General features: G+C 36.2%; 1 protein-coding gene. It reads left to right on the forward strand.

Annotation, left to right across the window (positions count from 1 at the left end; genetic code table 11):
• A partial coding sequence (locus ACS8FC_RS21040; protein WP_439298212.1) for a hypothetical protein occupies window positions 1–414 on the forward strand: 414 nt, incomplete at its 5' end.
• Window positions 415–511 lie beyond the last annotated feature (97 nt).

The following is a 511-nucleotide window of genomic DNA, read 5'->3' on the forward strand; positions in this document are numbered from 1 at the left end:
TTTTTAGTGTGGATCTTAATAGCGATCATAACTGACTTTATATTTTTATGTTTCCCAAAAGTAGATTCAAAGGTTTTAAGCAAAAGAATAGTGATTACATCTGCTAGAGTCACTTATCTGGGTGACGTACATGAGCTTTTTATTAAGTATCAATATGAATTCGAAGGTGTCACTTATACCAGCACATTATTGAATGCTTTTGGAGGAGTGCGTAGTTTTGGTGAAAACGGAGTTAGAAAGGCAGTAGCTAAGTCGATAACTTCAGAAGACAGAACAGCTGTCTATGTCTGCCCTTTTTACCCAAAACTAGCTTATGCTTTGCCGTTTGGATGGAGTAAAGTTTTGGTGTTGCCGATAATTGCTGTGGTATTAGCTTTGTTCCTTTCCTCAGGCAACAAACTAGATGTTTTTTGAGTTACAAAAAAAAACGGACTCATTAATAGTCCGTTTTTTTATGCTATGAAATGATTTATTTCAAGTGAACGGCTTGCCAACCTTTTAGCTAAGCGCT

This window comes from Psychrobacter sp. 1Y4, assembly GCF_051847555.1.